General features: G+C 74.4%; 16 protein-coding genes. 11 read left to right on the top strand and 5 right to left on the bottom strand.

The window, feature by feature from the left end; genetic code table 11:
• Window positions 1-27: 27 nt before the first annotated feature.
• Complete coding sequence (locus HCJ92_RS11340) at window positions 28-1293, bottom strand: citrate synthase (protein WP_167933382.1); 1266 nt, start codon at window positions 1291-1293, stop codon at window positions 28-30.
• 204 nt (window positions 1294-1497) lie between these two features.
• Here HCJ92_RS11340 and HCJ92_RS11335 point away from each other — a divergent pair, with 204 nt between their 5' ends.
• Both HCJ92_RS11335 and HCJ92_RS11330 read left to right on the top strand, forming a co-directional pair.
• Complete coding sequence (locus HCJ92_RS11335) at window positions 1498-2640, top strand: citrate synthase (RefSeq protein ID WP_167933381.1); 1143 nt, start codon at window positions 1498-1500, stop codon at window positions 2638-2640.
• Between the two features lie 195 nt (window positions 2641-2835).
• A complete protein-coding gene (locus tag HCJ92_RS11330; protein WP_167933385.1) occupies window positions 2836-4059 on the top strand; it encodes a GTP-binding protein in 1224 nt (407 codons plus the stop codon).
• Between the two features lie 69 nt (window positions 4060-4128).
• Here the strand turns inward: HCJ92_RS11330 and HCJ92_RS11325 are convergent, their stop codons facing one another.
• Window positions 4129-6570, bottom strand: coding sequence for a DNA gyrase/topoisomerase IV subunit A (locus HCJ92_RS11325; RefSeq protein ID WP_167933380.1), 2442 nt, complete (start codon window positions 6568-6570; stop codon window positions 4129-4131).
• Window positions 6571-6809: 239 nt separating this feature from the next.
• Here HCJ92_RS11325 and HCJ92_RS11320 point away from each other — a divergent pair, with 239 nt between their 5' ends.
• From HCJ92_RS11320 to HCJ92_RS11310, 3 genes are all read left to right on the top strand, one after another.
• Entirely contained in the window at window positions 6810-8174 is a 1365-nt protein-coding gene (locus HCJ92_RS11320; protein ID WP_167933379.1) for a M16 family metallopeptidase, read from the top strand.
• Between the two features lie 20 nt (window positions 8175-8194).
• Window positions 8195-9562, top strand: a complete 1368-nt coding sequence (locus HCJ92_RS11315; RefSeq protein ID WP_209310995.1) for a M16 family metallopeptidase — start codon at window positions 8195-8197, stop codon at window positions 9560-9562.
• A gap of 421 nt (window positions 9563-9983) precedes the next feature.
• Entirely contained in the window at window positions 9984-10682 is a 699-nt protein-coding gene (locus HCJ92_RS11310; RefSeq protein ID WP_167933377.1) for a GntR family transcriptional regulator, read from the top strand.
• Window positions 10683-11049: 367 nt separating this feature from the next.
• Here the strand turns inward: HCJ92_RS11310 and HCJ92_RS11305 are convergent, their stop codons facing one another.
• A complete protein-coding gene (locus HCJ92_RS11305) occupies window positions 11050-11331 on the bottom strand; it encodes an HPr family phosphocarrier protein (protein WP_167933376.1) in 282 nt (93 codons plus the stop codon).
• Window positions 11332-11524: 193 nt separating this feature from the next.
• On the opposite strand from HCJ92_RS11305, the gene HCJ92_RS11300 reads away from it, so the two are divergent.
• The 4 genes from HCJ92_RS11300 to HCJ92_RS11290 all read left to right on the top strand — a co-directional run bounded on the left by HCJ92_RS11300 (window position 11525) and on the right by HCJ92_RS11290 (window position 17060).
• Window positions 11525-14290 (top strand): bifunctional acetate--CoA ligase family protein/GNAT family N-acetyltransferase, encoded by a 2766-nt coding sequence (locus HCJ92_RS11300; RefSeq protein ID WP_167933375.1) that lies wholly within the window; start codon window positions 11525-11527, stop codon window positions 14288-14290.
• A gap of 290 nt (window positions 14291-14580) precedes the next feature.
• Entirely contained in the window at window positions 14581-15168 is a 588-nt protein-coding gene (locus tag HCJ92_RS24900) for a DUF5998 family protein (RefSeq protein WP_168086247.1), read from the top strand.
• Window positions 15165-16370 carry an alkaline phosphatase family protein gene (locus tag HCJ92_RS11295; RefSeq protein ID WP_338054125.1) on the top strand — a complete coding sequence of 402 codons (1206 nt, stop codon included), beginning with the start codon at window positions 15165-15167 and terminating at the stop codon, window positions 16368-16370. The genes HCJ92_RS24900 and HCJ92_RS11295 overlap by 4 nt, the downstream gene beginning before the upstream one ends.
• A 12-nt stretch (window positions 16371-16382) precedes the next feature.
• Entirely contained in the window at window positions 16383-17060 is a 678-nt protein-coding gene (locus HCJ92_RS11290; protein WP_167933374.1) for a thymidine kinase, read from the top strand.
• An 82-nt stretch (window positions 17061-17142) separates the two neighbouring features.
• Here the strand turns inward: HCJ92_RS11290 and HCJ92_RS11285 are convergent, their stop codons facing one another.
• Entirely contained in the window at window positions 17143-17925 is a 783-nt protein-coding gene (locus HCJ92_RS11285; protein ID WP_245240788.1) for a VOC family protein, read from the bottom strand.
• A gap of 156 nt (window positions 17926-18081) precedes the next feature.
• Here HCJ92_RS11285 and HCJ92_RS11280 point away from each other — a divergent pair, with 156 nt between their 5' ends.
• Complete coding sequence (locus HCJ92_RS11280) at window positions 18082-18909, top strand: sulfurtransferase (RefSeq protein ID WP_167933373.1); 828 nt, start codon at window positions 18082-18084, stop codon at window positions 18907-18909.
• 49 nt (window positions 18910-18958) lie between these two features.
• Here HCJ92_RS11280 and sepH read toward each other — a convergent pair whose 3' ends face one another.
• Window positions 18959-19948 (bottom strand): septation protein SepH, encoded by a 990-nt coding sequence (sepH, locus tag HCJ92_RS11275; RefSeq protein WP_167933372.1) that lies wholly within the window; start codon window positions 19946-19948, stop codon window positions 18959-18961.
• A gap of 413 nt (window positions 19949-20361) precedes the next feature.
• Here sepH and HCJ92_RS11270 point away from each other — a divergent pair, with 413 nt between their 5' ends.
• Window positions 20362-21486 (top strand): ferrochelatase, encoded by a 1125-nt coding sequence (locus HCJ92_RS11270; RefSeq protein WP_275942283.1) that lies wholly within the window; start codon window positions 20362-20364, stop codon window positions 21484-21486.
• The last annotated feature ends 98 nt before the right edge of the window (window positions 21487-21584 follow it).

Here is a 21584-nt window from a genome sequence, read left to right as displayed (position 1 = left end):
GCCCTGACCCCGCCGGGCCCGGCGGGGTCAGGGCACGGGCCGCGGCGGGCGTGGGCCGCGGTACTGCCCGCTGGGGCGCAGCCGCATGGCGGGCTCGGTGTACTCCTCCAGGGCGTGCGCCACCCAGCCGCTGGTACGTGCCACCGCGAAGACGACCTGGCCGGCCTCCGGCTGCATGCCGCAGCCCACGGAGAGCACCGCCAGCGCGAGGTCGACGTTGCCGAAGGCCGGCCGGTGGCGCCCGGCGGCGGTCACGATCCTCCGGGAGGCGTCCAGCGCCCCGGCGGCCTCGGGAACCGCCTCCAACAGGCCGAAGAGGGTTTCTGCCCGGGGGTCCCTGCGGCGGTAGAGCAGATGACCGATGCCGGGGACGCGGGCGCCCTCGCGGAGCCGGGTCCCGACCACGGCGGCTGCGCCGTCCCCCGCCTCGTCGCGCTCCGACGTCTCGCGCAGCATCCGGTGGGCCGGGGCCGCGGCCGCCCCGTGCAGGGGGCCGTCGAGGGCGCCGAGTCCGGCCAGCGCCACGGCGTAGGGGTGGGCGCGAGCGGTCGCCGCGACGCGCGCGGCGAGGGTGGAGACCGCCATGTCGTGGTCCAGCAGCAGCACCAGCGCGGCGTCGAGCGCCCGCAGCCCCGCCGCGGACGGAGGGCGGGGGGTGAGCCGTGGCCACAGCCTGGCCGCCAGTGGCGCGCCGTCCGGCGGCGGTGGTCCGAGCTCCGGTTGCGCCTCCACCAGCGTGGCGACCAGGGCGCGGGCGGTGGCGTGGACGGTGCCGGGTGACAGATCGGAGCGCAGCGGGTCGCCGGCCGACGCGGCGACCGTCGCCGCGTGGAGGCGGTCCTCCGCGGTGCCCGACGGTGGGAGCGCGGCGACGCCGGCGCGGGCGGCGGCGATCTGGCCGGGCGGAGCAGTGAACCGGACCCCCGGTGTGAGCCGGCCGGTCCACAGCCACTGCGCGACCTCTTCGTAGTCGTGGCGCGCGGCCAGGGCGGAGCTGTCGACGCCCCGGTAGTAGCAGCGGTCGTCCTCGATCAGGGTGATGCCCGTCGTCAGTGGGGACGCCACGCCGGCGGCCGGGGCGGGCCGCCGGCCCGACCGCCGGGAGAGCGCGAGCGCGTCGACCTCCGCTGCGTCGAACGTGCTGCCGCGCCCGTTGGCGGAGCGGTGCCGACGCAGCAGCCCCCGGCTGACATAGGCGTAGACCGTCTCGGGCTTCACGCCCAGTCGTTCCGCCGCGTGCCGGGTGCTGAGTCGTTCCGCCCCGGGGGTTCCGGTCTCCGGGTTCTCGGTCATGACTCCATCTTCTCAATGTTGATTCAATCAATATTGACACTGCCTGGATCAATGGTTGACAGTCGGGTCGAGGGGGCGCCACAGGCCGCGCGCACCTGCCCGACCGTCGACGCCGGGCCGCACACCGCGACGGACAGCACCGGTCGCACGAGCGGCGCGGACAGCAGGGGCGTCGGGGCTCACCACTCACCACCGGGAGCAGCCATGACCACCGCACACACCGACGTCCCCCGCGGGCTGGCCGGAGTCGTCGTCACGGACACCGCCATCGGCGACGTCCGCGGCGCCCAGGGGTTCTACCACTACCGGGAGTACTCGGCCGTCGACCTCGCGCAGCAGCGGAGCTTCGAGGACGTCTGGTACCTGATGGTCCACGGCGAGCTGCCCGACGCCGTCCGGGCCGCCGGGTTCGCGGCGCGCACCGCCGCCGCGCGAGAGCTGCCGGAACCGGTCCGCGCGCTGCTGCCCGCGCTGGCCGCGACCGGCGGCGGTCCGCTGGCGGGGCTGCGCTCCGCGCTCTCCGTCACCGGCGCCGCGCTCGGGATGCGGCCGGTCTATGACCTCGGCCCGGAGCAGCGCGCCGAGGACGCGCTGCGCCTCTGCGCGGTGGTGCCCACCCTGCTCACCTCGCTCCACCGGCTCCAGCGCGGCCTCACCCCGCTCGAACCCCGCGGTGACCTCTCCCATGCGGCGAACTACCTGTACATGCTCAGCGGGCGCGAGCCCGAGCCCCGGGAGGTGCGGGCGGTCGAGCGGTACCTGGTCTCCACGATCGACCACGGCTTCAATGCGTCGACCTTCACCGGCCGCGTCATCGCCTCCACCGGCGCGGATCTCGCCGCCTGCCTGACCGGTGCCGTGGGTGCCCTCTCCGGGCCGCTGCACGGCGGCGCCCCCAGCCGCGCCCTGGACACCCTGGACGCCATCGGGGACCCGTCCCGCGCCGACGCCTGGGTCCGTGAGCAGGTCCTTGCGGGCGCCCGCATCATGGGCTTCGGCCACCCCGTCTACCGGACCGAGGACCCGCGCTCCCGGATGTTGCGGGAGATCGCGCTGGAGTTCGGGGGCGACCTGGTCGAGCTCGCGGTCGCCGTGGAGGAACGGGTCGAGGCCGTCCTCGCCGAGCTGAAGCCCGGCCGCGAGCTGCACACCAACGTCGAGTACTACGCGGGCGTGGTCATGGAGCTCTGCGGTCTCCCGAGGGAGATGTTCACCCCGACCTTCGCGACCGCGCGCGTGGTCGGGTGGAGCGCCAACGTCCTGGAACAGGCGGCGGACGGCAAGATCATCCGCCCGGCGGCACGCTACACCGGCCCCACCCCGCCGCGGCCGGTGCCCGCGGACTGACGGGTGCGCGCGAGCCGCCTGCGGCGGCGGCCGTGTCGGCCCCGGCTGTTGCCTAAGCTGGCCTCCCCGCACGGCGCCGCGGCCACCGGCCGCGGTCGCCGCCCGCCGCCCGCCGAGGAAGGACGACACGTGCCGCAGGACGGCCCCCACCACCGCCCCGGGGACGACCGGAACGAGACCGATGCCGGTGGCCCGATCGGGCCCACGACCGGGGGCCGCATCCCCGTCCTGGTGCTCGCCGGCTTCCTCGGCGCCGGCAAGACGACGCTCCTCAACCACCTGCTGCACAACCGCGAGGGCGTGCGGATCGGCGCCGTGGTCAACGACTTCGGCGCGATCGAGGTCGACGCGATGGCCGTGGCCGGGCAGGTGGACGCCATGGTCTCCTTCGGCAACGGCTGCCTGTGCTGCGCGGTCGACCCGGCCGAGCTGGACACGGCGCTCGACCGGCTCGCGGACCCGGCCGCGGGCATCGACCTCGTGGTCGTCGAGGCCAGCGGACTCGCGGAGCCGCAGACCCTCATCCGCACCATCCTCGCCAGCGCGGACCGGCGGATCGTCTACGGCGGCCTGGTCGAGGTCGTCGACGGCGCCGAGTTCGCCGACACCCGCCGTCGCCACCCCGAGCTGGACCGCCATCTGGCGGTCGCGGACCTCGTCGTGCTCAACAAGGTCGACCGCACACCGCCGGGCGAGCGAGAGGAACTGCTCCGGCTGGTGAGCGGGCTGGCCGCCCCCGCCCCCGTGATCACCACGCGCCACGCGCGCGTCGACCCGGGGCTCTTCTTCGACCGCGAGGCCGGCCGGGCCCGCAGCCACCACGACGGGCAGCTCTCCTTCGAGGACCTCCTGTCGCCGGCCGACCGCACCGCCCACCCGCACGCCACCTACCGGAGCGTCGAGTTCACCGCCGAGGCGCCGCTGAGCCCGCGTCGGCTGACGGCCTTCCTCGACAGCCGCCCCACCGGGCTCTACCGGCTCAAGGGCACGGTGCACCTGGGCGCCGGTGGCGAGGACCGGCGGTGGGACCTCCACGCCGTCGGCGGTTTCCTGCGCTTCCACCCGGCGCCGTGGGGGAGGGACGAGACACCGGGGACCCGGTTGGTGATGATCGGCACCGACCTCGACGCCGGAGCGCTCCGTGCCGAACTGGCCGCCTGCGTCGGCCCCGAGCCGGACGAGACGGGCCCGGCGGCGCTCTACGGCGTGCTGCGCTTCACCGAGCGGGCACCGCAGGCAGCACCGACGGAGGAGCAGGGTGCACCGGCCGTCGGGGGCGACCCGTCCTGGGGAGAGGAGGCGTCCGCACCGGCCCCGGTCCAGGAGGTCGAGGACCCGCCGGCGTACGAGGACCCGCCGCAGTACGAGGACCCGACGGCGTACGAGGAGCTGTCCGTCGCCGACGCGTCGCGACGGTAGCGCCCGAAGCGCGGGGGCCGGTCCGCGGCGGAACGACCTCGCTCCGCCGCGCACCGCCCCCCGCAACTCCTAGGAGACGCCCCCGATGCACTCGATCGGCCTCGCCAGCGGCGTACCCGACCCGTCCCGGCGCGGGTCGCTGCCGGGCAGCTCCGCCGCCGTGCCGCCGGGGCCCGCCGCCCGCGCGGGCAGCGCCCCCGCCCAGGCGAACTCCAGGCGGGTCTCACCCTTCAGGAAGCGCTGGCAGCGCACACCGCCCGTCGCCCTGCCCTTGCGGGGGAACTGGTCGAAGGGGGTCATCTTGGCGCCGCCGCCCTCGTCCAGGGTCTCGTCGTTGTCCGCGACCGTCACCACCACCGCCTCGGAGCCGGGGTCCACGACCGTGAAGGAGATCACCCTGACGTCGTCGGCCAGCTTGATGCCCGCCATGCCCGCGGCGGGGCGGCCCTGCGGTCGGACCTGGCCGGCCTGGTAGCGCAGCAGCTGCGCCTCCTCGGTGATGAAGACGAGGTCCTCCTCGCCGGTGAGCAGCTCGGCCCCGCCGACGATGGTGTCGCCCTCTTTGAGGGTGATGACCTCCAACTCGTCCTTGGTCAGCGGGTAGTCGGGCACCACGCGTTTGACGACGCCCTGCTCGGTGCCGAGCGCGAGCCCGGGTGAGGACTCCGAGAGTGTGGTCAGGCAGACGATCCGCTCGCCCTCCGCCAGCGACAGGAACTCCGCCAGTGGAGCCCCGGCGGACAGGTCGCTCACGCCTTCCGCCGGCAGCAGCGGCAGGTCGACCACCGACAGGCGCAGCAGCCGTCCCGTGGAGGTGACGGCGCCGACCTCACCGCGCACGGTCGCGAGCACGGCGGAGGCCACCACGTCGTGCTTGACGCGTCGGCCGCCGTCCAGGAGGCCACCGCCCGGTTCGGCGGTGCGGGCCACCAGGCCCGTCGAGGAGAGGATCACGCGGCAGGGGTCGTCCGGCACCTCCAGCGGGACGTCGGCGACGACCGCGCCCTCCGCGTCTGCCAGCACGCTGCGCCGCGGACTGCCGTACTTGCGGGAGATCTCGGTGAGTTCGGAGGAGACGAGCTTCCGCAGCTCGGCGTCGGACTCCAGGATCGCCGTCAGCTCGGCGATCTCCGCGGTGAGGCGGTCCCGCTCGCTCTCCAGCTCGATCCTGTCGAAGCGGGTCAGCCGCCGCAGCGGGGTGTCCAGGATGTACTGGGTCTGGATCTCGGAGAGGCCGAACCGCTCGATGAGTCCGTCCTTCGCCGCCGCCGCGTTGTCGCTGGCGCGGATGATCCGGATGACCTCGTCGATGTCGAGCAGTGCGACGAGCAGCCCTTCGACCAGGTGCAGCCGGTCCCTGCGGCGCGTCCGGCGGAACTCGCTCCTCCGGCGTACCACCTCGAACCGGTGGTCGAGATAGACCTGCAGCAGCTCCTTGAGGCCGAGGGTGATCGGCTGCCCGTCGACCAGAGCGACGTTGTTGACGCCGAACGACTCCTCCATCGGCGTCAGCTTGTACAGCTGCGCGAGGACCGCCTCGGGGTGGAAGCCGTTCTTCACCTCGATGACCAGCCGCAGGCCGTGGGCGCGGTCGGTGAGGTCCTTGACGTCCGCGATGCCCTGGAGCTTCTTGGCGTTGACGAGGTCCTTGATCTTGGAGACGACCTTCTCCGGCCCGACGGCGAAGGGGAGTTCGGTGACGACCAGGCCCTTCCGGCGCGGCGTCACCTGCTCCACCGCCACGGTGGCGCGGATCCGGAAGGTGCCGCGGCCCTTGGTGTAGGCGTCGCGGATGCCGTCGAGACCGACGATCTGACCGCCGGTGGGCAGGTCGGGCCCCGGCACGAAGCGCATCAGGGTCGCCAGGTCGGCGCCCGGGTGCTTGATCAGGTACTTGGCGGCGGCGATCACTTCGGTCAGGTTGTGCGGCGGCATGTTGGTGGCCATGCCGACCGCGATCCCGGAGGCGCCGTTGACCAGCAGGTTCGGGTAGGCGGCCGGGAGAGTGACCGGTTCCTGCTCGCTGCCGTCGTAGTTCGGCGCGAAGTCGACGGTGTCCTCGTCGATCGACGCGACCATCAGGCCGGCCATCGGGGTCGAGCGGCACTCGGTGTACCGCATCGCGGCGGGCGGGTCGTCGTTGCCGAGCGAGCCGAAGTTGCCGTGGCCGTCGACCAGCGGCACCCGCATCGAGAACGGCTGCGCCATGCGCACCAGGGCGTCGTAGATGGCGCCGTCGCCGTGCGGGTGGAGCTTGCCCATCACCTCGCCGACCACCCGCGCGCACTTCACGTGCGCGCGCTCCGGGCGCAACCCCATGTCGTGCATCTGGTAGAGGATGCGTCGGTGCACCGGCTTCAGCCCGTCACGGGCGTCGGGCAGCGCGCGCGAGTAGATCACCGAGTAGGCGTACTCCAGGAACGAGCCCTGCATCTCGTCGACGACGTCGATGTCGAGGATGCGCTCGTCGAAGTCGTCTGCTGGCGGGGTCTTCGTGCTGCGGCGGGCCATCGCGGCGCGGCTCCTTCGGGGCATGGGTGGGCGGGCGCACCACCTCCGGCCCGTCGACCGGCGCGGTGCTGCGGACCATTGTGGACCGCCGCGCGGACAGCAGGGCGCCGGGACCCGGTTGCGCGGTTTCCCCGAGCGGGTCGACGGGTACCGCGACGTGGCCCACATCGGCCGTCGGCACGCATACAGTGACAGCGAGCCAGGAGGATCGACCGACCGAACGAAGGGACCCCACACCTATGGGCCACACGGCCACCGACCAACACGCCGCGGACGGGCGGGACAACGCCGCCACTCCGCCGGCGGTGACCGAACACCGGCTCGCCAACGGTCTGCGGGTCGTCCTCTCCGAGGACCGGCAGACCCCGGTCGCCGCAGTCTGCCTCTGGTACGACGTCGGCTCCCGCCACGAGGTCCCCGGTCGCACCGGCCTCGCGCACCTCTTCGAGCACCTGATGTTCCAGGGGTCGGCGCAGGTCCCGGGCAACGGGCACTTCGAGCTCGTGCAGTCCGCGGGCGGTTCCCTGAACGGCACCACCAGCTTCGAGCGCACCAACTACTTCGAGACCATGCCCGCCCACGAGCTGGAGCTGGCGCTCTGGCTGGAGGCGGACCGCATGGGCACCCTGCTGACCGCGCTGGACGACGAGTCCATGGAGAACCAGCGGGACGTCGTCAAGAACGAGCGGCGGCAGCGGTACGACAACGTCCCGTACGGAACGGCCTTCGAGCGGCTGACCGCGATGGTCTACCCCGACGGCCACCCCTACCACCACACGCCGATCGGCTCCATGGCCGACCTGGACGCGGCCTCGCTGGAGGACGCCCGCGCGTTCTTCCGTACCTACTACGCCCCGGGCAACGCGGTGCTCTCGGTCGTCGGCGACCTCGACACCGAGCGCACCCTGGCGTGGATCGAGAAGTACTTCGGTTCCATCCCCGCCCACGACGGCAAGCAGCCGCCGCGCGACGGGTCGCTCCCGGAGACCATCGGTGCCGACCTCCGCGAGGTGGTCGAGGAGGACGTGCCCTCCCGCGCGCTGGTCGCCGCCTACCGGTTGCCGCACGACGGCACTCGGGAGGCCGACGCGGCGGACGTGGCGCTCACCGTGCTGGGCGGCGGTGAGTCCTCCCGTCTCTACAACCGGCTGGTCCGCCGCGACGGCACCGCGGTGACCGCGGGCTTCGGCATGATGCGACTCGCGGGTGCCCCCTCGTTCGCCTTCCTGGACGTCAAGGCGTCCGGCGACGCCGAGATCCCCGCGATCGAGACCGCCGTCGCCGACGAGCTGCGCCGCTTCGCGGAGGACGGCCCCACCGAGCGCGAGATGGAGCGCGCGCAGGCCCAGTTGGAGCGCGAATGGCTCGACCGCCTCTCCACCGTGGCCGGCCGCGCCGACGAGTTCTGCCGGTACGCGGTGCTCTTCGGTGACCCCAAGCTGGCACTGACCGCCGTGGACCGCCTGCTGGAGATCACCGCGGAGGAGGTCCGGGAGATCGCCGCGGCGCGCCTGCGGTCCGACAACCGGGCCGCGCTGGTGTACGAGCCCACCGGCGCCGCGGACGGTACCGAGGACGGCGACGACGTGAAGGAGCAGCTGTGACCGACGCCATCACTCCCGCCATGGACCTCCACCCCCGCCCCGCCGGCGGCGAGCCGCTGCCGTGGGCGTTCCCCGCCCCCGAGCGCTCCGAACTGCCCAACGGCCTGCGGGTGCTGCGGGTGGACCGGCCCGGCCAGCAGGTCATCGCCGTCGAGGTCTGCCTGCCCGTCCCGCTGACGGTGGAGCCGCAGCACCTGGAGGGCGTCGCCGCCCTGCTGGCGCGGGCCCTGGGCGAGGGGACCGAGAACCACCCCGCCGAGGAGTTCGCCGCCGAACTCGAGCGCTGCGGTGCCACCATGGACGCGCACGCCGACCACGACTCGATCCGCGTCTCCCTGGAGGTGCCCGCCTCGCGGCTGGAGCGCGGACTCGAACTGCTGGCCGAGGCGCTGTCGGCGCCCGCGCTGGCGGACGCCGAGGTCGAGCGACTGGTCCGCAACCGGCTCGACGAGATCCCCCACGAGCTGGCGAACCCGGCCCGTCGCGCCGCGATGGCGCTCTCCGCGGAGCTGTTCCCCGCGGACTCACGGTTCTCCCGGCCCCGCCAGGGCTCGGCGGAGTCGGTCGCCCGGATCGACCCGGCGGCCGTCCGTGCGTACTACACCGCGTGGATCCACCCGGTGGGCGCCTCCGTCGTGGTCGTCGGGGACCTCTCGGGCGCCGACCCGGACGCGCTCCTCGCCGCGACCCTGGGGCGGTGGACGGGCCAGGCCGCGGAGACGGCACCGTTGCCGCCGGTCGTCGCGGACGACACCGGCCGCGTGGTGATCGTGGACCGGCCCGGCTCCGTGCAGACCCAGGTGCTGATCGGCCGGGTCGGCCCGGACCGTCACGACACGGTCTGGCCGGCCCAGACCCTCGGCGTCTACTGCCTCGGCGGTACGCTCACTTCACGGATCGATCGGGTGCTGCGCGAGGAGAAGGGCTACACCTACGGCATGAGGGCGTTCGCCCAGGTGCTGCGGTCCTCGTCGGCCGGCGACGGTGCGGCGATGCTCGCGATCAGCGGGTCCGTCGCCACGGACGTCACCGGCCCGGCGATGGCCGATCTCTGGCAGGTACTGCGTACCCTTGCGGAGTCGGGGCTGACCGACGACGAGAGGGATGTCGCGGTCCGCAACCTGGTCGGTGTGGCGCCGCTGCGGTTCGAGACCGCTGCGGCGGTGGCGTCCACCGTCGCCGACCAGGTCGACCAGCAGCTGCCGGACGACTTCCAGGCGAGGCTGTACGCGCGGCTCGCGGAGACCGGGACCGTGGAGGCTACGGCCGCCGCGGTGAACGCGTTCCCCGCGGACCGTCTGGTCACGGTCCTGGTCGGCGACGCCGGCCAGATCGCCGGGCCGATGAAGGAGCTGGGTATCGGCGAGGTCACGGTGGTGACGGCCTGAGGGCCGATCACCAGCGAAGGCACCGATACGCCCCGGGGCCCGGGGACGGCGAACAGACGCCGTCCCCGGGCCCCCTCCTTTCCTCCGGCCGCGCACCGGGTCGCCGCGCACCGGGCGCCGGGCACCGTCGGGCCGGGCCGTCCCGTCCGGGCGATCGCCGCGCGGCACGCGACCGGGCCGGAACCAGCCGTTCGGCTGCCGCCGCCGACCGGGTCGTGCACGCCGCCCGGCGCGGCCCCGCCTCCTCACGCGCGCGCATCCACGCTCCGTCCCGCGGGCGGTCGCCATTCCCCGCCCGGCGGCCGAAAAGAATGCGCTCACCTCGATGCCCGGTCGGAATTGCCGAATGAATGTCATACAGTTCGGGTGTGACTCGGCGCTGATTCCCCGCGCCGGGGCGTCCCGGCCATGGGGGTTGTTGATGCGGATTTCGGCGCAGTCGGTGTGTGCGGCGATTCGTGACGACATCGTCGCGGGGATCCTGCCCAGGGGCACGCGGCTGGCGGAGGAGCAACTGGCCCAGCGCTACGGCGTCTCCCGTGTCCCGGTCCGCGAGGCGCTGCGCACCCTGGAGTCCGAGGGGTTCGTCGTCTCCCGCAGACACGCCGGCGCGTGCGTGGCTCGGCCGGACGACCGCGAGGCGGCCGACCTGCTGGACATCCGCGCGCTGCTGGAACCGCTGGGTGCCGCCCGTGCGGCGCAGCGACGCACCGAGGCCCACCTGAAGGTGATGCGTGGTCTGGTGCGGCTCGGCCGGCAGCGCTCCGGCCATGGCCAGGACGGGGATCTGCGGTCCCTGGGGGAGTGGTTCCACGAGACCGTCGCGCAGTCGACCGGCAGCCCGCCGCTGGCGGCACTGCTGGTGCAGACCCGGCGGAAGATCGCCTGGCTCCACCCGCCGGACCCTGCTTCGCGCGACGCGGAGGCATGGCAGGAGCGGGGCGCGCTGGTGGACGCGATCGCCCGTGGGGACGCCGAGCGGGCGCGCGGTGTGGTGCTGGCCCAGCTCGACCGTGCGCCGGGTGCGGCCGACCACCGGGGTGTCGAGCCGGCGAAGCGGACGGGCATGCCGCCCGCGCCCAGGAAACCTGCCGTCAACACGGTGCGCGGTCGTTCGTAACGCGGTGGGCATAGCCTTTCGGTGGAGACAGCGGATCCGATTTCGCTGAATTCCCTGTCGGCGAACGACGGCTTCCGGGGTGTGTTTCGGTTCGTTGCCGGATGTCTCGCGTATTTCTCCGCGGTTCTGTCGGAAATCCCCGGGGCTGTCGCCCCGATGCGGGTGCCGCATTTCCGGGCGGTCGGTGGCGATGCTTCCGCTTCTTTCGCGCGGACCAGAGGCGCACTCTTTCGGCGGCGAGCGTCCGGGCATTGCCGACGTCCCGCGCCCGGCCGGGGAGGCCTGCCCACCCACGGCGACACGGCGACGGCCGGCCACCGCGGTCGCGCGGTGACCGGCCGTCGCCGTGTCGCTGCCGTGTCGGGGGTCAGACCGTCTCGGGCAGCTCCTCCAGCCCTTCCGAGACCAGCTTCGCCAGCCGGTCGAGGGCGCCTTCCGCGCCCGCGTCGTCCGACGCGAGCACCACTTCCTGGCCCGCCTCGGCGCCCAGGCCCAGCACCGCCAGCATCGAGGCGGCGTTCACCGGCGGGTTGTCCTCCTTGGCGATGGTCACCGCCGCGCCGGACGCGGTGACGGCGCGCACGAAGACCGAAGCGGGACGGGCGTGCAGGCCCTCGGGCCAGCCGATGGTGACGCGGCGCTCAGCCATGATCTGTGTCCTCCGGTTCGCGTGCGGGGGTCGCGTGAGCAGGCCCGCACGAGGGTTCGGGCGATTCGTCCGCTGCCACTCTCGCACGAGCCCCCCGCACATCCGCGCCGGGGCGACCGCGGGGTCTGCGCCTCCCCGGCCGGCCGGGCCGCACGGCGGGCGCGTAGCGGTCCGACCGCCGTACGCTGGCCCCATGCGCCCGCTCACGGAGCCCGACCGTCCCGCACCGTCCTACCCGGACCATTGGGAGGCCGACGTCGTGCTGCGCGACGGCGGCACCGCGCGGCTGCGTCCGATCACCGCCGACGACGCCGACCGGCTGGTGAGCTTCTACGAGCGGGTGTCCGAGGAGTCCAAGTACTACCGCTTCTTCGCGCCCTACCCGCGGCTGTCCGCGCGGGACGTGCACCGCTTCACCCACCACGACTACGTGGACCGGGTAGGGCTCGCGGCGACCGTCGGCGGTGAGTTCATCGCGACCGTCCGCTACGACCGGATCGACGAACGCGGCCGGGCGGCCTCCGGGGACGCGGACAGCGCCGAGGTCGCCTTCCTGGTGGAGGACGCCCACCAGGGTCGGGGGCTCGCCTCGTCCCTGCTGGAGCACATCGCCGCCTGCGCCCGGGAACGCGGCATCCGCCGGTTCGCCGCCGAGGTCCTCCCGGCCAACGGCAAAATGATCAAGGTCTTTACGGACGCCGGGTACTCGCAGCGCCGCAGCTTCGCCGACGGGACCGTCCACCTCACCCTGGACCTGGAGCCCACCGCCGCGTCCCTGGAGGTCATGCAGGCGCGCGAGCAGCGTGCCGAGGCCAGTTCCGTCGGCCGGCTGCTCGCCCCGGGCAGCGTCGCCGTCGTCGGCGTCGGCCGACGCCCGGGTGGCGCCGGCCGCACCGTCGTGGAACGTCTCCGGGCCGGTGGCTTCACCGGCACCGTCCACGCGGTCAACAACGCGCTGCCCGACGGCAGCGCCGAACTGGGCGGCGCCCCCGCGCACCGCCGGGTCGCCGACATCGCCGAGCCGGTGGACCTCGCGGTGCTCGCCGTGCCAGCCGACCAACTCCCCGACGTCGTGGCCGAATGCGGCGAGCACGGGGTGCGCGGGCTGGTCGTCCTGGCGACCGAGCACTCCGCCGCACGACAGCGGTCCCTGGTCCGGCTGGCCCGCGCGCACGGCATGCGGCTCATCGGCCCCGGGGCCTTCGGGATCATCAACACCGATCCCGCGGTCCGGCTGAACGCCAGCCTCGGCCCCTACCTGCCCCGCCGGGGAGGCATCGGCCTGTTCACCCAGTCCGCGGCGATCGGCATCGCCGTCCTCGAGGAACTCGACCAGTGCGGAGCCGGGTTGAGCGACTTCGTCTCCGCCGGCGACCGTGCCGACGTCTCCGGGAACGACCTGTTGCAGCACTGGTACGAGGACGAGGACACCTCCGTCGTCCTGATGTACCTCGAATCCCTGGGCAACCCCAGGAAGTTCACCCGACTCGCCCGCCGCGCCGCGCTGGCCGGCCGGCCGGTCGTGGTCGTCCGGGGCGGACGCCACAGCGGGGGCGCCCCGCCCCGCGGTCACACCGTGCCCGTCGGGCGGACCCCCCACGCCACCGTCTCCGCGCTGCTGCGACAGGCCGGCGTCGTCGAGGCGGAGACCGTCACCGACCTCGTCGACACCGGCCTGTTCCTCGCGCGCCAGCCGCTGCCGCCCGGCGACCGCGTCGCCGTCGTCGGCAACGCCGAGTCCCTCGGCCTCGTCGCGCACGACGCCTGCCGCGCGCATCACCTGGAACCGCTGCCCTCCCGCGGCCTCGGGCCCGCAGCCCGGCCGGAGGACTTCCGCGCGGCCGTCGCCGAGGCGCTCGCCGACCCCGGCAGCGACGCCGTCCTCGTGACCGCCATCCCCACCGTCACCGAGGAGTCCACCGCCGGACCGGCCGGGTCCGGCCGCGCCGAGCACGTCGCGGCCCTCAGCGAGGCGCTGCGCGCTGCGGTCGCCGACGCCGGGGTCGGCAAGCCCGTCCTCGTCGCCCACCTGGCACTGGACGGTCTCGCCACCGAGCTGGCCACCCACGGCATCCCCGCCTACCCCTCCGCCGAGCGCGCGGTCCGCGCACTCGCCCAGGCAGCGCGCCACGCCGACTGGGTGCGTTCCGCCGGTGACTCCGGCCGCGTGCCGGAGTTCGACGACCTCGACGCCCCGGTGGCCACCGCCGTCCTCAACGCGGCGCTGGTGGGACGGCCGACCCCCGAGGGGCCCGCCGACGCGGCGGCCGGCGCGTCGGAGCTCCCCGCCGCCGACACGCAGGCGCTGCTCGGCGCCTACGGCATCACCGTCGTCCCCACGCTGCCCGCCCCCGACGAGGCGGCGGCCCGCCTCGCGGCCCGCCGCCTCGGCTACCCGGTGGCACTGAAGACGACGGCGCCGCACCTGCGGCACCGGCCGGACCTCGGCGGGGTCCGGCTGGACCTTGCCTCGGAGGACGAACTCGCCCGCGCGTACGCGGAACTCGGTGCCCAGCTCGGCGCGCCCGCCGAGCTGCTGCCGGTGGTCCAGCCGATGACCGCCCGGGGCGTCGACACCGTGGTGCGCGCGGCGACCGACCCTCTCACCGGCGCGGTGCTCTCCTTCGGGCTGGCCGGCCCGGCGTCGGAACTCCTCGGCGACGTGGCCCACCGGCTGCTCCCCGTCACGGACCGCGGCGCGGGCGAGCTGATCCGCTCCATCGGTGCCGCCCCCATGCTCTTCGGCTGGCGCGGCGCGCAACCCGTGGACACGGCCGCGCTGGAGGAGCTGCTCACCCGCCTCGGCCGACTGCTGGACGAGCACCCGCAGGTGGCGGCCGTGGAGCTGGAACCGGTCGTCGTCGCCGCGCGTGGCGTCCACGTGCTGGGCGCCACCGTCCGCGCCGCCCCGCCGCCGCCCCGATCCGGCTACGGCCCGCGCCGACTGCCCGCGTACTGAGCGGTCCGCCCGGGAGCTCGCGCCGGGCCGCCGCTGCCCGGCCGCGTCCACCTGCCGTCTCGACGGGCCGGGGGCGCGTCCACCTGCCGCGTCGACACGCCCCGGACCGACTCGCGGCCCGGTGGAGAGGGCGCCCCGCTGCCCCGCGGCCGAGCGCGGCCGACACCGCGAGCCGATCCGCCGCGGGGCCTCGAACACGATCCGGGACGCGACGCCGAGCCGGGAGGAGCCGCGCACCGCCCCCGCCGTCCGGGGCGTAGCCGGCCCGGTGGCCCCTTAGGATGGTGCGCATGGCGAAGACCGGTACCACCACTCAGGGGCTGCGGGCGGCGATCGAGCGCAGTGGTTACTACCCGGCGTTGGTCGCCGACGCCGTCGAGGCCGCCATCGGCCGTGAGGCAGTGGTCTCCTACCTGGTCCACCAGGAGACGACCTTCGACAGCGACGAGGTGCGCCGCCACATCACGGTGCTGGTGCTCACCGGAACCCGCTTCATCGTCAGCCACACCGACGAGCAGCCCGCCGACTCCACCGCGCCCGCCTCCTACGCCTCGACCTCCACGGAGTCGGTGCGCCTGTCGCGCATCTCCTCGGTCGTCGTCAGCAGGGTCGTCGCCGACCCCGAGTCCTACCGCCCCGGCACCCCGCCGCACGAGGTCGTCCTGACCGTGGGGTGGGGCGCGCTGTCCCGCATCGACATGGAGCCCGCCAGCTGCGGCGACCCCAACTGCGAGGCGGACCACGGCTACACCGGCTCGACCACCGCCGACGACCTCTCGCTGCGCATCAGCGAGGCGGGCGACGGGCCGGAGACCGTGCAGCAGACCCTGCGGTTCGCCCAGTCCCTCTCCGAGGCCACGGCGGTGTCCTCGAGGTGAGTCACCACCCCTCGGCGGCGGCGCTCGGGTCGGTCGATCCGGTTCCGCTGGACCCCAGGGATGCCCCCGTACCGGAGTACGGCACCGGGTCGCTCTCCGACCTGCTGCCCGCGATCACCGCCGGGTTCGGCATGCCCGCGAGCACCGGCCTGGTGCTGCCTCCCGCCGACCGCGTCTGCGTCTTCCTCGTGGACGGTCTCGGCTGGCACGCGCTGCGCGACCATCCCCACCTCGCCCCGTTCCTGACCTCCCTGCTGCCCACCTCGCGTGCCGGCGCGGGGGAGCCGCTGACCACCGGGTTCCCCTCCACCACCGCCGCTTCCCTGGCGTCGGTGGGGACGGGCCTGCCGCCCGGCGCCCACGGCCTGCCCGGCTACAAGGTCCTCGCCCCCGACACCGGCGTCCTGATGAACCAGCTGCGCTGGGAGCCGTGGACCGAACCCCGGGTCTGGCAGCCCCACCCCACGGTCTTCGCCCGCGCACACGCCGCCGGCGTGCACACCGCCCACGTGTCGGGGCCCCGCTTCGAGCGGACGCCCCTCACCCAGGTCGCCCTGACGGGCGGGCTGTGGACGGGCCGCGAGAACCCCGCGGCCCGGGTCGACGCGGCGGCGGCCCGCCTCGCCGAGGCCGACCGGGCGCTGGTGTACACCTACTACGCCGACCTCGACGGCAACGGCCACCGCCACGGCATCGACTCCCAGCAGTGGCGCGAGCAGCTCCGCCAGGTGGACGCCCTCGCCCGGCGGCTCGCCGAACAACTCCCGCCCCGGTCCGCGCTGTACATCACCGGCGACCACGGGATGGTCGACGTGCCGTTCACCGAGGAGTCCCGCTTCGACTTCGACGAGGACTGGGAACTCAGCGCGGGCGTGGCGCTGCTCGGCGGCGAGGGGCGTGCCCGCCACGTCTACGCGGTGCCCGGCGCGACCGCCGACGTCCACGCCGTCTGGCGGGACGTGCTCGCCGACGCCGCCTTCGTCGCGACCCGCGAGGAGGCCGTCGCACTCGGGTGGTTCGGTCCGCCCGGCGCGGTGGAGGACCGGGTGCTCCCACGCATCGGCGACGTCGTCGTCGCCATGACCGGCTACGCGGCGGTCGTCGCGACCCGGACCGAGCCCAACGAGTCGGCCCTGGTCGGCATGCACGGGTCGGTGACGCCGGCCGAACAGCTCGTCCCGCTCCTGGAGGTACGCACGTGACGGAGCCGATCCATGGCTGAACTCGCCTTTTTCTCCGGCACGATGGACTGCGGCAAGAGCACCCTCGCGCTCCAGATCCAGCACAACCGGTCGGCCCGCGGTCTCGTCGGGCTGATCTTCACCCGGAACGACAGAGCGGGGGAGGGACGGATCTCCTCCCGGCTCGGCCTGGTGAGCGAGGCCGTCGAGGCAGGGGAGGGATTCGACTTCCACCTTCATCTGGTGCGCTACCTGACCGCCGGGGGCAGGGCCGACTACGTCATCACCGACGAGTCGCAGTTCCTCTCCTCGGAGCAGGTCGACCAGTTGGCGCGCATCGTCGACGACCTGGGTATCGACGTGTACGCCTTCGGCATCACCACGGACTTCCGCACCCGGCTGTTCCCCGGTTCGCAGCGGCTCATCGAACTCGCCGACCGGGTGGAGACGCTCCAGGTGGAGGCGTTGTGCTGGTGCGGCGCCCGCGCCACCCACAACGCGCGGACCGTCGAGGGCCGCATGGTGGTCGAGGGCGCCCAGGTGGTCATCGGGGACATCGGGCAGGGTCCCGACGGCGGGAGCGAGACCGGGTACGAGGTGCTCTGCCGCCGCCACCACCGCCGGCGGCTCACCGCCGCCTCGGCCGGCGCGGGATCCATCGCACACGACACGCTGCCGCTCGACGCCGCGGTCCCAGCCCCGCGGCCGTGACCCCGCGGGGGCGCCGCACAGGCCCGGGCCGGCTCCGGTCGGTTCACCGGAGCCGGCCCGGACCTGTGCCCCGGATCTCCCGTCAGCCGGCCGGGCGCTGCTGGAGCAGCGCGAACGGCGCACCCTCGGGGTCGGTCGCCCGGACGAACCTGCCGATGGGCGTCTCTTCCGGCTCGGTGGTCTCACCGCCGAGTTCCCGCACCCGTGCCGCCGAGGCGTCCGCGTCCGGCACGGAGAAGTAGACCAGCCAGAAGGAGCCGCGGTCGTGCGGCAGCCGGCCGTCCACGCCGCGGATCCCGCACACCGGCCGGTCCCCCAGGTACAGAGTCAGCCGGTCGGCACCGGGCACGGTGCGTGCCGTCCGCGCCTCGTACCCGAACACCATCTGGTAGAACTTGCTCGCCCAGGTGGCGTCGGAGGTGATCAGCTCGGTCCAGACCGGCGCACCCGGTGACTGCCCGAAGGTGACGCCGCGTCCGGTCTCACCCAGTTGCCAGATACCGAAGCCCGCGCCCGCGATGTCCGCGGCGATCGCGGTGCGTCCGTCCTCCGCCGCGTCGAGCGGGCCCACCGCAACTGTTCCGCCGCACTCGCGGACGGTGTTCGCGGTCCGGTCGGCATCGAGTGCCGCGACGTGGGGCAGCCAGGAGGCGGGGCTGTCGAGCCTTCTCGCCGTCGCGTTGAGGCCGGCCACCGGCACGCCGTCGCGCAGCGCACGCACGTACGGGCCGAGAGTTCTCGGCCCCTGTTCGTATTCCCAGCCGAAGATCTCACCGTAGAACCGCTGCGCGGCAGGAAGATCATGGGCCATGAGACTTGCCCAGCAGGGCATTCCTGGCCCCGGCCGGGTCGTTGCGTCGGTCATCGTCGCCTCTCCTCGCCAAGCCTGAGGGGCCCGGGGCCACCGTCGTCCACGATGCCCAAGGCACTCAGTGTCGTACCTGCCCCCGGTGACCCCCGGTAAACGAGTGTGCGGGAAGCGCCGTCGCCGGGAATGCCGGGGACGGCCGACAATGGGCCCATGACAGCCATCATCTCCGCAGCCGACCTCATCAGCGAGCTGGACACGCGGCGGCCCCCGACGCTGCTCGACGTCCGCTGGCAACTGGGCGGCCCACCCGGCCGTCCTGTCTACGAGCAGGGCCACATCCCGGGAGCCGTCTACGTCGACCTGGACACGGAGCTGGCCGGCCCGGCGGGCCCGGCGGGCCGGCATCCCCTGCCGGACGTCGAGGAGTTCGGCGCGGCCATGCGGCGCGCGGGCGTCAGGGACGGCACGCCCGTCATCACCCTCGACGGCGGCCCCGGCTGGGGTGCCGCCCGGGCCTGGTGGCTCCTGCGGTGGGCCGGGCACCGCGACGTGCGGGTCCTCGACGGCGGCATGGCGGCCTGGCCGGGTGAGCTCACCACCGAGGAACCGCTGCCCGCGCCCGGTGACTTCCGACCCCGCCCCGGCTCGCTCCCCACCCTCGACGCCGAAGCCGCCGCGACGCTCGCCCGCTCCGGCCTCCTGCTCGATGCCCGAGCCGGGGAGCGCTACCGCGGCGAAGTCGAGCCCATCGACCCGGTCGGGGGCCACATCCCCGGCGCGCTGAGCGCCCCCACCGGCGAGAACACCGGGGAGGACGGGCTGCTGCGCCCCGCGGCCGAACTCCGTGCGCGGTTCGCGGAGCTCGGCGTCACCGAGGCCGCCACGACCGGCGTCTACTGCGGCTCGGGGGTGTCCGGCGCCCACCAGGTACTCGCCCTGGCCGCCGCCGGGTTCGACGCGGCGCTCTACCCGGGCTCCTGGAGCGAGTGGACCGCCGACCCCGACCGGCCCGTGGCCATCGGCCCCCACCCCGGCTGAGGCGCGCGACGGCCGGGCCGCGCCCCGAGGGGCACGGCCCGGCCGTCGGTCACTCGGGTTTGGAGCGCCGGGTTCCGAAGACGATCTCGTCCCAGCTGGGTACGGCCGCCCGTCGTCCGGGGCGGACGCCGTCCGCCTCGGCCTGCCGGTCCGTGGTGCCCGTCAGCCGGTCCCGGTGGCCCGCGACCGCCCTCGGCATCAGGACGTCGGCGTAGGCAGAACCGGCGCCCGCGGCCGGCCGCTCCTCGGCGGGCAGCAGCTCCGCCTCCTCGGGCTGGGCCACCTCGGCGGTCGGGGCGACGAGATCACCCCGGAAGGAGGGGACCGCCTCCAGCAGGCTGGTCAGTGAGTCCGGCTCGGCGGGTGCGCTGAGGCCGTCGCCCGGCGCGCGGCCGACCCGCTGTCGCCCGGCGTCCCCGTCCCGGGGCAGCCTGGCGATGCGCGGCACGAACGGGGTGCTCGGCTCCGGCGGCTCGTCGGTGTCGCCCAGCAGCGAGCGGGCGCCGTCGTCGGCGGCCTGCACCAGCCGCCTCGGCGGGTCGAACGTCCAGGTGGCCGACTGGGGTTCGCCGCCCGCCAGGAACACCAGCAGGACCTCCCAGACGCCGTCGTCCCGGCGCCAGCTGTCCCAGCGCACCGACTCCTTGGCCGCCCCGCGGGTCATCAGCCGTTCCGCGACGGCCTCGCCCAGCATCGGGCCCGCGGACTCACCGGGGCGCCGGACGGACGTCTTGCGGGCGCGTTCCGCCATGAAGGCACGCTCCGCCAGGACGGGCCCCTCGAACCGGCGGACGCGGTCCACCGGGATACCCGCGAGGTCCGCGACCTCCTCAGCGGTGGCCCCGGCCCGTATGCGCGCCTGGATGTCCCGGGGACGGAGGTTGTTCTCGACCTCGATCTGACCCAGACGGGCGCGGTCGTTGCGGACAGCGGCGCGTAGTCTCTCGTCGATCGGGAGTGTGTACTCCGTGTTGTCGGCAGCCTTCAGCACCAGTCGTGTGCCGTCGTTGCTGACGGCCACGACACGCAGTTCGGGCACGTGAACCTCCCGGGTGGTGCCGGCCGACGACTCCCCGTCGCTGCCCCAGTTGGGCGAATGTCTCCTGCCCGGGTGCAGCCTGCCACAACCACCCCGACGCAGCCGGTGTGTCGGGCCGCGCCCACAACCACCGCTGTGACACGGTGGCAACCCGGCCACATGCGGTGACCGGCGCGAACGAGGGCCCGAAACGGTCGTCGGCGGGCCGCAGCCAGGAGTTGACAGACTACTCCATTAGGGCCATCAGGGCGCGGAAGCGAGCCACGGAACTTCACCGCGCGGGCGCGACTTGACGCCCCGCCCGATCCGTCGGCGTGTCGCGTGCCGGCCCCGCCCGGAACCCCTCGGCCCTGCCGCGCCGCGTCGCCCCGGGCGCCGCCGACCCGGAGCGTGCGGGTGGGAGGATGGCCGGTATGTCGCAGCACCCCACCGACCCCGCCCCCTACGACGCGCTCCTGCTGCTCTCCTTCGGAGGGCCGGAGGGCCCCGACGACGTCGTCCCCTTCCTGGAGAACGTGACCCGGGGACGCGGCATCCCGCGCGAGCGGCTCGAGGAGGTGGGCGAGCACTACTACCTCTTCGACGGCGTCAGCCCGATCAACGAGCAGAACCGCCGCCTGCTCGACGCCATCCGCGCGGACCTCGCCGAGCACGGTGTCGATCTCCCCGTCCACTGGGGCAACCGCAACTGGCCGCCCTATGTCACCGACACCCTGCGGGAGATGACGAACGCGGGCCACCGCCGCGTCCTCACCCTCGTCACCTCGGCGTACTCCTCCTACTCCGGGTGCCGCCAGTACCGGGAGGACCTCGCGGCAGCCCGCGCGACGCTCGTCGCCGAGGGGCTCCGCCCGCCGCGGACCGACAAGCTGCGCGTCTACTACGACCACCCCGGGTTCCTGGACACCATGACCGACGGCGTCATCGCCGCGCTCGCGGAACTCCCCGCGGAGGTACGGGACAACGCCCACCTGGCCTTCTGCACCCACTCCATCCCGGTCAACGCCGCCGACACCTCAGGGCCGCCCACCGGGCACGGCGCCGGCGGCGCCTACGTCGCCCAGCACCTGGAGGCCGCGCGGCACATCGCCGATGCGGTCGCCGCCGCCACCGGCACCCGCCACCCCTGGGAACTCGTCTACCAGTCCCGCAGCGGACCGCCGCACATCCCGTGGCTGGAGCCCGACATCTGCGACCACCTCCGGACGCTCCGCGACAAGGACACCCCGGCCGTCGTCATGGTGCCCGTCGGTTTCGTCTCCGACCACATGGAGGTCCGCTACGACCTCGACACCGAGGCGATGGCGGTGGCCGCCGAGATCGGGCTGCCCGCCGTGCGGTCCGCCACCGTCGGCACCGATCCCCGGTTCGTGGCCGCCGTACGCGACCTCGTCCTGGAACGCGCCGCGACGGCCAGGGACGAGCACCCGGTCAGGTGCGCCCTCGGCGAGTCCGGGCCGTGGCACGACGTGTGCCCCGTCGGCTGCTGCCCCGGCCGAACCCCGCGCCCCGCCGCCGCAGGCGCGGACGGCACCTGAACCGTCCCCGGCCACCCCGTCCCGTGACGACGCGGGCCGACCACCACCACGCCGGACCGGACCGGACCGCCCGGCCGCCCCGACCCGCCGCCCGCGCC

It is taken from the genome of Streptomyces spiramenti, assembly GCF_012034385.1.
Classification (GTDB): domain Bacteria; phylum Actinomycetota; class Actinomycetes; order Streptomycetales; family Streptomycetaceae; genus Streptomyces; species Streptomyces spiramenti.
Note: the sequence above shows the minus strand (reverse complement) of the source record. Positions and strands in the feature narration are given on the sequence as shown.

Coding starts and splice junctions, on each gene's coding strand:
- HCJ92_RS11340 (WP_167933382.1), bottom strand. CDS start 1,293: ATGACCGAGAACCCGGAGACCGGAACCCCCGGGGCGGAACGACTCAGC.
- HCJ92_RS11335 (WP_167933381.1), top strand. CDS start 1,498: ATGACCACCGCACACACCGACGTCCCCCGCGGGCTGGCCGGAGTCGTC.
- HCJ92_RS11325 (WP_167933380.1), bottom strand. CDS start 6,570: ATGGCCCGCCGCAGCACGAAGACCCCGCCAGCAGACGACTTCGACGAG.
- HCJ92_RS11320 (WP_167933379.1), top strand. CDS start 6,810: ATGGGCCACACGGCCACCGACCAACACGCCGCGGACGGGCGGGACAAC.
- HCJ92_RS11315 (WP_209310995.1), top strand. CDS start 8,195: ATGGACCTCCACCCCCGCCCCGCCGGCGGCGAGCCGCTGCCGTGGGCG.
- HCJ92_RS11310 (WP_167933377.1), top strand. CDS start 9,984: ATGCGGATTTCGGCGCAGTCGGTGTGTGCGGCGATTCGTGACGACATC.
- HCJ92_RS11305 (WP_167933376.1), bottom strand. CDS start 11,331: ATGGCTGAGCGCCGCGTCACCATCGGCTGGCCCGAGGGCCTGCACGCC.
- HCJ92_RS11300 (WP_167933375.1), top strand. CDS start 11,525: ATGCGCCCGCTCACGGAGCCCGACCGTCCCGCACCGTCCTACCCGGAC.
- HCJ92_RS24900 (WP_168086247.1), top strand. CDS start 14,581: ATGGCGAAGACCGGTACCACCACTCAGGGGCTGCGGGCGGCGATCGAG.
- HCJ92_RS11290 (WP_167933374.1), top strand. CDS start 16,383: ATGGCTGAACTCGCCTTTTTCTCCGGCACGATGGACTGCGGCAAGAGC.
- HCJ92_RS11285 (WP_245240788.1), bottom strand. CDS start 17,925: ATGACCGACGCAACGACCCGGCCGGGGCCAGGAATGCCCTGCTGGGCA.
- HCJ92_RS11280 (WP_167933373.1), top strand. CDS start 18,082: ATGACAGCCATCATCTCCGCAGCCGACCTCATCAGCGAGCTGGACACG.
- HCJ92_RS11270 (WP_275942283.1), top strand. CDS start 20,362: ATGTCGCAGCACCCCACCGACCCCGCCCCCTACGACGCGCTCCTGCTG.